Below are 9,815 nucleotides of genomic sequence, written 5' to 3'. Positions count from 1 at the left end.
CTGCCGCCCCCGTGGGGGGGGGGGGGGGGGGGGGGGGGGGGGTGGGGGGGGGGGGGGGCCGGGGGGGGGGGGGGGGGGGGGGGGGGGGGGGGGCCCCCCCGGGGGGGGGGTGGCCGCGGCCCGTTCGGCTGCGGTGGTGCGGGTCAGGCGTGGGCGCCCGCGGGGGCCGTGCGCCCGCCGTCGTCCGCGAAGCCACCGAGGACGAACTCCTCGTCCACCTGTGTCGCGAGGTCGATGCCGACCTTGGAGTTGGCCCAACTCTCCGCGTTGCGGCGGTGGAAGAGCACCGCCTGCTCGGTGTAGCGGCGCGCGTCCCGCCGCCCGTACGCCGCGTCGGCCTCGAACCGCAGCTCCTCCAGTACGGCCCGGTTGGCCGGCTCCAGGGACTTCAGCGGCGGTTCGGCGCCCTGCTCCAGACGTCGCACCCAGTCCGACTGCCCGAAGGTGGTGAGCAGGTCGGCGCCGACCTCGCGGCGCAGGAAGGCCAGGTCGTCCGGGCCCTGCACCTTGTTGCCGACCACTCGCAGCTGCACGCCGAAGTCGCGGGCGTAGTCCCTGTACTGGCGGTAGACGGAGACGCCCTTGCGGGTCGGCTCGGCGACCAGGAAGGTCAGGTCGAAGCGGGTGAACAGGCCGGAGGCGAAGGAGTCCGAGCCCGCGGTCATGTCGGTCACCAGGTACTCGCCGGGGCCGTCCAGCAGGTGGTTGAGCAGCAGCTCCACCGCGCCGACCTTGGAGTGGTAGCAGGCCACCCCGAGGTCCTCCTCGGTGAACGCGCCGGTCGCCAGCAGCCGTACCGAGCCCTCGTCCAGCGCGATCGGGCGGGCGCAGGAGGCGTAGACCGGATTCTCCTCGACGATCCGCAGCAGCCGCGAACCGCGCCCGGGCGGCGTGGTTTTGATCATCTCGTCGGAGGAGCGGATCAACGGGTTGCTGCCGCGCAGGTACTCCTTGATCTCCGGCAGGTGTCCGCCCAGCGGGGGCAGTTCGGCGGCCTGATCATCGGTCAGCCCCAGGGCGGGGCCCAGGTGCTGATTGATGTCGGCGTCCACGGCGACGACCGGCCGGCCCATGGCCGCCAGGTGGCGGATGAACAGCGCGGACAGCGTGGTCTTCCCGCTGCCGCCCTTGCCGACGAAGGCGATCTTCATCTGGGGACTCCGGCTCTCGCTCAGGGCCCTCGCTGCGGGCCGCCTGCCCGGGGTGCGCGCGCCGCGACCCCTAGTTGGAAATCGTTATCGTCTCCGATAGCGGCCATGCTAGCCGGGGTTTGGGTTCCGCCGCGGGCGGGAAGTGAGGATTGCCTCTAAAGGGTGATGCGGGGTTGCTGTTCCGGGAGGGGCGGCCCGTTCATTACTCTCGGGTAGGTGAGCACTGGAACTGATCCCCTCGCCCCGCTGGCCCAGCTCCCCGGGGTGCCCGACGCGGTGGCCGAGGTGCGCAAGGCCGTCGACCGCCTCTACGGCCACCGGGTGATGCGCCGCCGGGCGGCCGAGGTCACCTCCGAATCCGCACTGCGCGGCGCCCGCGCGTCGGCGGCCCTGGCCGGGGCCGACTGGCCGCTGGAGGAGGTCCGCCGCCGCAGCGACTTCGGCGCGGACCCCGAAGCCCGGACGGTCGGCGCGGCCCTGCGGATCGCCGCCGAGGCCGGCCAGCTGCTCAGCATCTGGCGGCACTCGCCGCTCCAGGTGCTGGCCCGGCTGCACCTGCTCGCGGCGGGCGACGGCGATCCGGCGGCCGGGCGCCCGCGACGGGCCGGCGAGGGCGCCGAGGAGCTGTTCCCGCTGGAGCTGGAGCCGGTGGAGAGCGTCGAGGTCGACGCCGTGGACGGGCCGCTGCCCGTGCTGCCGCCCGCTCCGGGCGCGGAGGAGGTCGCGGCCCGGCTCGACCAGCTCTCCCGGCTGCTGGTGGCGCGCGCGGAGGGCCAGGGGGTGGGCACGCCGGCCCTCGTCGTGGCCTCGGTGGTGCACGGTGAGCTGCTCGCGCTGCGGCCGTTCGGCACCCACAACGGGGTGATCGCGCGGGCCGCCCAGCGGATCGTGCTGATCGCCGAGGGGCTCGACCCGAAGTCGATCTGTCCGACCGAGGTCGGCCTTGCGGAACTCGGCACCGCCGCCTACCGCCGGGCCCTGGCCGGCTACCTGGCGGGCACCCCCGAGGGGATGGCGGCCTGGATCGCGCACTGCGGCCGGGCGTTGCGGCTCGGCGTCCGGGAGAGCACGGCGGTCTGCGAGGCGATGCAGCGCGGGATGGTCTGAGCGGTCGGACCGGAGCGGCGCGCGCTCCGCGAGGGGCGCGCGAAGACGCGGATGCGGCGGCACCTGATCCTGCCGGGTGCCGCCGCTGGTGCAGATACCGGGTGACCATGCATGCACCGGAAGTGCCGATCAGACGGGGATCCTGCCCGTTCGTCTGGTCCGGCGGCCCGACAGCGGGTCGGCTGCATGTGGGTGCCCGGATATCTGTACGTGCGGTCCGTGGGGCCTGAACTGCGTTGTCGGTTTGACCTCTTAGGTCCTGACCGGGTCTCGCGGGCCGTGCTTCATTTGTATCGCGTTTCGGGCGAAAGGGGAACCCGAAACGAGAAGTCTGTCCCGGTTGACCGTTTTGTCCAAGGGGTGCCGGGCGGCACGGCCTCAGGCGGCGGGGCGCCGCCGGCGGGCCAGGTACCAGATCACCCCGGCGGTCACCGCGGCCGTCCCGACCGCCACGGCGGTCAGCACCGAGCCGCTCGGGGCGGAGAACTCGGGCAGCCGGCGCCGCAGTTCCACCGGCTTGTCGAAGACCAGCACCGGCCACTCCCGTGCCTGCGCCTCCTTCCGCAGCGCCCGGTCGGGGTTGACCGCCGACGGGTGGCCGACCGCCTCCAGCAGGGGCAGGTCGGTGGAGGAGTCGCTGTAGGCGTAGGACGCGGCCAGGTCGTAGCCCTCGGTGGCGGCCAACTCCCGGATGGCGGCGGCCTTGTTCTCGGCGTAGGCGTAGTACTCGATCTCGCCGGTGTAGCAGCCGTCCTCGACCTTGAGCCGGGTGGCGATGACGTGGTCCGCGCCGAGCAGTCGGCCGATCGGCTCGACCACCTCGGAGCCGGAGCTGCTGACGATCACGACGTCCCGGCCGGCCGCGTGGTGCTGCTCGATCAGCGAGGCCGCCTCGTCGTAGATGATCGGGTCGATCAGGTTGTGCAGCGTCTCGGCGACGATCTCGCGGACCTGCTGGACGTTCCAGCCCCGGGTGAGCGCGGAGAGGTACTCGCGCATCTTCTCCATCTGGTCGTGGTCCGCGCCGCCGACCAGGAAGACGAACTGGGCGTACGCACTGCGCAGGACGGCCCGACGGTTGATCAGGCCGCCCTGGTAGAAGGGGCGGCTGAAGGCCAGTGCGCTGGACTTGGCGATGATGGTCTTGTCGAGGTCGAAGAAGGCCGCCGTGCGCAGCCCGCCGGGTCGAGGGCGCACGGGCGGGCGGAGTTCTCCGGGCCCGGTGGTGTCGCCCTGGGACTCGTCGGCGTACTCGTCGGCGTTCTCGGTGGTGTCCACGGGAACCGAGGATAGAGGGAGCCGCAAAACACCCCGCCATTCGGTGTACTCGTGGGCGTGCGGGTTTGTGTTTCTGGCCGCTCGGGTACACCATGGAAGTCACGGATCGTTCGCGACCGTGCTAACCCGGTCCGGCTCCTCCCCCCCGAGCCGGGCTGTGGATAGACGACCCCCGCTCTCCCCCCCGGCGGGGGTCGTCGCACGTCCGGGGCCATTTTCAGGGCTTGAACGCCCCTCGCGGCGCGTTCGCCGCCGTCGTGCCGACGGGTTCCAAGGGGTGTCCTTACCTCGGCCCGCCGATCGACTTTCGTCACTCTGCGTTGCCATTTGCTCAGGTTCGTCGGAGATCGAACGGCTGGTTCCGATCGGTGCTGCGGGCCCGCTCGGAAGCGGTCTCGGGAAGGTGTCGAGCACTCGTCGGGAGTGCCTTCGAACGGGATGCGGAGGGCCGCCGGTTCATCTCGGTGACCCCCTTTCGTCAATTCTTCACCGATTAGCCCCCCGCCCGGGTGAACGTTTTCCTCCACAGTCCACGAGTTATCCACAGGCAATCGGAACTCGGATGACGGAATCCGGATCTCCCCCCACCGTGATGTCCGGCGGCGGTCGCCGGACAGGGCCTCACCCCTTCCATCCCCAGAGGATCTGTCGGGCGGCCGTCCGCCGGAACCGTCCGACGTGCGCCGCCGGCCACCCCGGTGGCCGGCGGCGCGGAGGGGAGAATCCATGTCGACGCCGATCGCCGACCACATCACCGCCGAGGGCCCCGCGGTCGCCGGGCCGCTCGTCGTCACCGAGGACGACGGCCTGGCCGAGCACCTGCTGCGGATCTGCGCGGCGGCGGGCACCGAGCCGAGGCTGGTCCGGGGCGCGCCGCCGACGCGGGAGCTCTGGGAAGGGGCCTCGCTGGTCCTGGTCGGGGACGACCAGGCCGTCCGCTGCTCCGGGCTGGGGCGGCGCGGCGGTGTGCTACTGCTCGGGCTGGACCTGGACGACCCCGGGGTGTGGGTCAGAGCCGTCCAACTCGGGGCCGAGCACGTGCTGTTCCTGCCCGACGCCGAGGCCTGGCTGCTCGACCGGATCGCCGACGCGGCCGAGGGCGTCGGCTGCCCGGCGGTCACCGTCGCGGTGCTCGGCGGGTCCGGCGGGGCCGGAGCCTCGACCCTGGCCTGCGCGCTGGCGGTCACGGCCGCGCGGGCGGGCCGGCGGACGATACTGCTGGACGGCGATCCGCTGGGCGGGGGCCTGGACATCCTGCTCGGCGGCGAGCGGGTCAGCGGGCTGCGCTGGCCCGATCTGGCCGGCTCCCGCGGGCGGGTCAGCGGGGCCGAGCTGGCCCGGGCACTGCCGGCGCTCAAACGGCTCTCCGCGCTGTCCTGCCTGTCCTGGGACCGCGGCGACACCCTGACGGTGCCGCCGGAGGCCATGCGCAGCGTGCTGGCCGCCTCCAGACGGCGCGGCGGGCTGGTGGTGGTCGACGTACCCCGCCACCTCGACGCGGCCGCCGGGCAAGCGCTGGAGCAGTCCGACCTGGCGCTGCTGGTGGTGTCGGCCGAGCTGCGCGCGGTGGCCGCCGCCGACCGGGTCGCGGCGGCGGCCCGGATGAGGCTCGGGGACGTCCGGGCCGTGGTGCGCCCGGCACGGGCCGGTGGGCTCCCGGCCCGGCAGATCGTCCGCGGGCTGCGGTTGCCGCTGGCGGGAGAGCTGGAGCCGGAGCCGGGCCTGGCCCAGGACGTCGTGAAGGGCGTCCCGCCCGGGAGCCGGGAGAGCGGCCCGCTCGCTCGCTTCTGCGCGAGCTTCCTGAACGAGGTGCTGCCGCCGGTGCCGGCGGTCGGAGGAGGTGTGTACTGATGGTCCGTCTGCGCAGAACGGTCCTCCGGACCGGCTCGCCCGAACCGGGCGGCGGTGCGCGGGAGCACCGGCCGCTGCGGAGCGTGCCGCCGCCCGGCGGGCCGCCCGAGCCCGCGCACGAGCCCTGCCCGTACGGCCGGACGGCCCGCGAGCAGCGCACGGCGGCGCTGGTGGACGCGGTCCGGCTGCGGCTGGCCGAGTCGGGGGCCGCCCCGACGGCCGGCTCGGTCGCCGCCGCGCTGCGGGCCACCCGCCCGCCGCTCGGCGGGGACGAGGTCCTGGACACCGTGCGCTCGCTGCGCGCCGAACTGGTGGGTGCGGGCCCGCTGGACCGGCTGCTGGCTGCGCCCGACGTCACGGACGTCCTGGTGAACGGTCCGGAGGAGGTGTGGGTCGACCGTGGCGGCGGCCTGCAGCGAGCCGACGGAGTCCGCTTCGCCGACGCCGCGGCGGTGCGGCGGCTGGCCCACCGGCTGGCCACCGCGGCCGGCCGGAGGCTGGACGACGCCCGCCCGTGGGTGGACGCCCGACTGCCGGACGGCACCCGGCTGCACGCCGTGCTGCCGCCGATCGCGGCCGGCTGCACGCACATCTCGCTGCGGGTCTGCCGTCCCCGGCCCTTCACGCTCGACGAGTTGGTGGCGGGCGGGTCCCTGCCACCGGAAGGCGCGCGGCTGCTGGCGGGCATCGTGCGGGCCAGGCTGTCGCTGCTGGTGTCCGGTGGGACGGGCTCCGGGAAGACGACGCTCCTGTCGGCTCTGCTCGGCCTGGTCGGGCCGGACGAGCGGATCGTGGTCGCCGAGGACTCCGCCGAGCTGCAGCCGGCCCACCCGCACGTGGTCCGCCTGCAGAGTCGGCCGCCCAACCAGGAGGGACTCGGCGAGTTCACCCTGCGGGACCTCGTCCGCCAGGCGCTGCGGATGCGCCCGGACCGGCTGGTGATCGGCGAGGTCCGCGGCGCCGAGGTGTCGGACCTGCTGGCCGCGCTGAACACCGGGCACGAGGGCGGCTGCGGCACGGTCCACGCCAACACGGCGGCGGACGTGCCGGTCCGACTGGAGGCCCTGGGCTCGCTCGCCGGTCTCGACCGGCCGGCGCTGCACAGCCAACTGCGGGCCGCGCTCGACGTGGTGGTGCACCTGGTCCGCGACCCGGGCTCGGGGCGGCGCCGGGTGGCGGAGATCCACACGCTGACCGGAGCCGGTGACGGGTCGGCCGTGACCATGCCCGCGGTGGCCTTCCCGGCGGCCGGCGGCCTGCGTCCCGGTGCGGGCTGGGAGCGGCTGATCGGACTGCTGGCGGCACGCGGGGTGTCGCTCGGGTCGGGGCGGCCGTGATCGCGGTGACGGTGACGGTGGCCGGGTCGGCGAGTGCGGACGCGCGGGCGGTGGAACTCGCCTTCGCCCTGCTGCTGAGCGGGTGCGCCGTGGGCGCCCTGCTGCTGCTCGGCGCTGAGGGGCGCAAGGATCGAGGAGGACGGAAGTGAACAATGTGACGCAAAGTCAGCTCGCCTTCTGCTGGGCTGCGGTGCTGTGTCTGATGGCCGTTGCGGCGTGGCGTGCGGTGCAGGATCAGTTGCCGGGCGGGCGGCGCTCCAGGCTGGTGCTGGCGGGCAGCAGGCCGCCGGTGCTGCGGGTGGGCTCGGAGACGGTGGCGCGGGCCCGGGGTCGGCTGCCGGCGTTCCTGGTGCCCGAACTGCTGCTCCTGCCGGCGGGACTGGCCGCCGGGCAGGCCACCGCCTCGCCGGTGCCGGTGCTCGTGGCGGTCCTGGCCGTCCTGCCGCTGCGCAGGTGGCGGTCGCGCAGACACCTGGCGGCGCAGGCTCGACACCGGGCCGCGGCCGTCGTGGAGCTCTGCGCCGGCCTGGCGGGGGAGTTGCGCGGCGGGGCGACGCCGGAGCAGGCGCTGCACCTGGTGACCGGGCGGCTCGCCGCCGACCCGGCGGGGCTGCGCGGGCTCGGCGAGGAGCCGGTGGCCCGGCTGGCCGCGGGCCGCTACGGCGGGGACGTGCCCGCCGCGCTGCACCTGCTGGCCGAACTGCCGGGCGGCAGTGGGGCCGCGGCCATCGCGGCCTGCTGGCGGGTGGCCGCGGACAGCGGGTCGGGGCTCGCCGCCGCGCTGGACCGGGTCGCCGAGGCGCTGCGCGGCGAGCGGGCGCTGGCGGAGGAGATCGCCGGGGAACTGGCCGGGCCGCGCGCGACGATCGCCGTCCTGGCCGCGCTGCCGGGCATCGGGCTGCTCCTCGGTGCGGCGCTCGGGGCGCACCCGTTGGAGGTCCTGCTGCACACCCCGGCCGGGCTGGGCTGCCTCGTGGCGGGGGCGGCCCTGGAGGGCCTGGGCGTGCTCTGGACGGCACGCATCGTCCGGGCGGCGGCCCACGGCGCGCTGGAGGATTCTCCGGGGCGGCGCGAGCGAACTCGAGCCTCCGGCCGTACGGTGCCCGGCCCTTGGGCGAGCGGGCGGGTCTGCGGGCTGTCGCGGGTGCGCGCACGGGCGCTCGGGGCGGTGGCGAGGTGACGTGGGGCATCGAGTGGGTCGCACTCGCCCTCCCGGTGGGCGCGGCCGCCGTGGGGTGGACGCCGGTGCGCGGCCGGGTGAGGCGCCGACGGGTGCTCGCCCCGGCCCGGGTCGGAAAGGGGACGGCAAGGCGAACCGGGCTGACGGACGCGGACGTTGGACGCCGACGCCGGGCGGTGACAGCGGCCGTCGCCGGGCTCGCGGCGGCGGTGCTGCTCGGTGGTGGCACCGGACTGGCCGTCGGGGCGCTGCTGGCGGTGGGCGTTCACCGGTGGTCGGCCCGGGCGCGGTCGCCGGTCGACCGCCGGGAGGCCCGTGAAGAGGAACTGCTGACCAGGCAACTCCCGCTGAGCGCCGAGCTGTTGGCGGCCTGCCTCGGGTCGGCGGCGTTGCCCTCGGACGCCGTGTCGGCGGTGGGCCGGAGTATGGGTGCGCCGCTGGGTCCCCGGCTGGTGGCGATCGGGGCCGAACTGGCCCTGGGCGCGCCGCCGGAGCTGTGCTGGAGCCGACTGGGCGAGCAGCACCCGCCGCTGGCGCCGCTGGCGCGCTGCCTGGAGCGCAGCAGCCTCGGGGGTGTCCCCGCCGCGGGCCCGCTGATCGGGCTGGCCCAGGGGCAGCGTACGGCGGCTGCCCGCGCGGCCCACGCCCGGGTCCGCCGGGCGGCGGTGCTCGCCACCGCGCCGCTGGGGCTCTGCTTCCTCCCGGCCTTCGTCCTGATCGGCGTGGTGCCGGTGGTCGTCGGCCTCACCAGCCGCTTCGCGCAGGCGATGTGAACAAGAGCCGGATGCACGGACATCGACGGACAACGAGTGACAGGAGGATCTCATGACCGCAGTGATCGCGATCGGGACCGGTACCGGGCGGTCGCTCCGCCCGCTGGCCGGGGCGTGGCGGCGGCGGAGCCGTCGGGCAGCCTGGCGGGTGCGCAGGGTGGCCCGGCTCCGGGGCCGCTCGGACGCCGGGATGACCACGGCCGAGTACGCCGTCGGGACGCTGGGCGCGTGCGCCCTCGCGGCCGGGTTGTACAAGGTGGTGACCAGCGAGGCCATCACGGGTGCGTTGACCGACATGCTGGTGCGGGCGCTCCATGCCACCTAGGACAGGCCGTCGAACCCTTGCCGGTCGGCCGGCCCGGACCGGGAGACCCCGGCGCGCAGGCGCACCCCATGGGGTGGTCGTCGACCGCCGACGGTCCCCGGCCCGGCGGCCGGGAGGCGCTCCCGCCACCGCCGCGCGCGGCACGCTCCTCGAGGCCGCCCCGCCCGCGCTCCCGGTGGGTGACAGGGAGCTGAGGACGGCTTCCGGCCGGGCCGGGGAGCGTGGCGCCGGCCCGGCATGGCCGCTGCGGCCGCGCGGCGACGCGGGCTTCGTGACCGCGGAGACGGCGGTGGCGCTGCCGGCGCTCGTCCTGCTCGCGGCGATGCTGATCTGGGGTGTGCTCGCGGCGGCCACGCAGATCCGCTGCGTGGACGCCGCCCGGGTCGGCGCCAGGGCGGCCGCACGCGGGGAGACGGACGCCGCCGAACTCGCCCGCGCGGCGGCACCGGCGGGCGCGCAGGTCCGGGTGGCCTTGGCGGCCGACACGGTGCGGGTCGAGGTGGAGGCGCCGTGCGCGGGGCCGGGAAGGCTCGGCGGGCTGCTCGCCGTCCGGCTCGGTGCGGCGGCCGTGGCGGCGCGGGAAGACGTCCTGGTGGCGGTCACGGCGGGAGGTGGTGGTCCATGGCCGTCCTGACCGGGCTGCGGGAGACGGCGGAGCGGGTGGCACGCGCCCGTGCGGCCCGAGCCGTCGCGGCGGGTGGGCGAGGGCCGGACGCCGGCTCGGCGACGGTCTGGCTGCTCGCCCTGGCGATGCTGGGCACGGCGGTGTTCGCCGGGACGATCGCGGTCGGCTCGGTGGTCGCCTCCCGGCAC

The 9,815-nt window shown here is 75.7% G+C and carries 10 protein-coding genes and 1 pseudogene; 9 read left to right on the top strand and 2 right to left on the bottom strand.

Features of this window, described 5'->3' with window-relative positions; all coding sequences use genetic code 11:
* Window positions 1–143: 143 nt before the first annotated feature.
* The gene (locus ACWGJO_RS39795; protein WP_452190597.1) at window positions 144–1,151 is read right to left on the bottom strand and encodes an ATP-binding protein; all 1,008 of its coding nucleotides are present in this window, start codon (window positions 1,149–1,151) and stop codon (window positions 144–146) included.
* Window positions 1,152–1,367: 216 nt separating this feature from the next.
* Between ACWGJO_RS39795 and ACWGJO_RS39790 the strand changes: the two genes are divergently transcribed.
* Complete coding sequence (locus tag ACWGJO_RS39790) at window positions 1,368–2,258, top strand: Fic family protein (protein ID WP_387726831.1); 891 nt, start codon at window positions 1,368–1,370, stop codon at window positions 2,256–2,258.
* A gap of 378 nt (window positions 2,259–2,636) precedes the next feature.
* On the opposite strand, the gene ACWGJO_RS39785 is transcribed toward ACWGJO_RS39790, so the two are convergent.
* Window positions 2,637–3,455 carry an HAD family hydrolase gene (locus ACWGJO_RS39785; RefSeq protein ID WP_359902135.1) on the bottom strand — a complete coding sequence of 273 codons (819 nt, stop codon included), beginning with the start codon at window positions 3,453–3,455 and terminating at the stop codon, window positions 2,637–2,639.
* A gap of 807 nt (window positions 3,456–4,262) precedes the next feature.
* On the opposite strand from ACWGJO_RS39785, the gene ssd reads away from it, so the two are divergent.
* The 8 genes and pseudogenes from ssd to ACWGJO_RS39745 all read left to right on the top strand — a co-directional run.
* Window positions 4,263–5,387, top strand: a complete 1,125-nt coding sequence (gene ssd, locus ACWGJO_RS39780) for a septum site-determining protein Ssd (protein WP_452190595.1) — start codon at window positions 4,263–4,265, stop codon at window positions 5,385–5,387.
* The gene (locus tag ACWGJO_RS39775) at window positions 5,387–6,724 is read left to right on the top strand and encodes a TadA family conjugal transfer-associated ATPase (RefSeq protein WP_452190593.1); all 1,338 of its coding nucleotides are present in this window, start codon (window positions 5,387–5,389) and stop codon (window positions 6,722–6,724) included. Before ssd ends, ACWGJO_RS39775 begins: the two co-directional genes overlap by 1 nt.
* On the top strand, window positions 6,721–6,873 hold the full coding sequence (locus tag ACWGJO_RS39770) for a hypothetical protein (protein WP_452190591.1): 153 nt from the start codon (window positions 6,721–6,723) through the stop codon (window positions 6,871–6,873). Before ACWGJO_RS39775 ends, ACWGJO_RS39770 begins: the two co-directional genes overlap by 4 nt.
* Window positions 6,870–7,904 (top strand): type II secretion system F family protein, encoded by a 1,035-nt coding sequence (locus ACWGJO_RS39765; protein WP_452190589.1) that lies wholly within the window; start codon window positions 6,870–6,872, stop codon window positions 7,902–7,904. The genes ACWGJO_RS39770 and ACWGJO_RS39765 overlap by 4 nt, the downstream gene beginning before the upstream one ends.
* Window positions 7,901–8,677: a type II secretion system F family protein gene (locus ACWGJO_RS39760; protein WP_452190587.1), complete on the top strand. Its 777-nt coding sequence runs from the start codon at window positions 7,901–7,903 to the stop codon at window positions 8,675–8,677. The genes ACWGJO_RS39765 and ACWGJO_RS39760 overlap by 4 nt, the downstream gene beginning before the upstream one ends.
* 52 nt (window positions 8,678–8,729) lie before the next feature.
* Window positions 8,730–9,002: a DUF4244 domain-containing protein gene (locus ACWGJO_RS39755; protein ID WP_387688971.1), complete on the top strand. Its 273-nt coding sequence runs from the start codon at window positions 8,730–8,732 to the stop codon at window positions 9,000–9,002.
* A gap of 271 nt (window positions 9,003–9,273) precedes the next feature.
* On the top strand, window positions 9,274–9,636 hold the full coding sequence (locus ACWGJO_RS39750) for a TadE family type IV pilus minor pilin (RefSeq protein WP_452190585.1): 363 nt from the start codon (window positions 9,274–9,276) through the stop codon (window positions 9,634–9,636).
* Window positions 9,624–9,815, top strand: a pseudogene (locus ACWGJO_RS39745) (hypothetical protein); the annotation flags it as partial. The gene ACWGJO_RS39750 and the pseudogene ACWGJO_RS39745, both read left to right, overlap by 13 nt.

This window comes from Kitasatospora sp. NPDC054795, from assembly GCF_053611565.1.
The sequence above is the reverse complement of the archived record's forward strand: the minus strand, read 5'-3'. Positions and strand labels throughout refer to the sequence as shown.

What these genes read in the sequence shown, in the direction of transcription:
- ssd (WP_452190595.1), top strand. Translation starts at nt 4,263, where the DNA reads ATGTCGACGCCGATCGCCGACCACATCACCGCCGAGGGCCCCGCGGTC.
- ACWGJO_RS39775 (WP_452190593.1), top strand. Translation starts at nt 5,387, where the DNA reads ATGGTCCGTCTGCGCAGAACGGTCCTCCGGACCGGCTCGCCCGAACCG.
- ACWGJO_RS39755 (WP_387688971.1), top strand. Translation starts at nt 8,730, where the DNA reads ATGACCGCAGTGATCGCGATCGGGACCGGTACCGGGCGGTCGCTCCGC.
- ACWGJO_RS39795 (WP_452190597.1), bottom strand. Translation starts at nt 1,151, where the DNA reads ATGAAGATCGCCTTCGTCGGCAAGGGCGGCAGCGGGAAGACCACGCTG.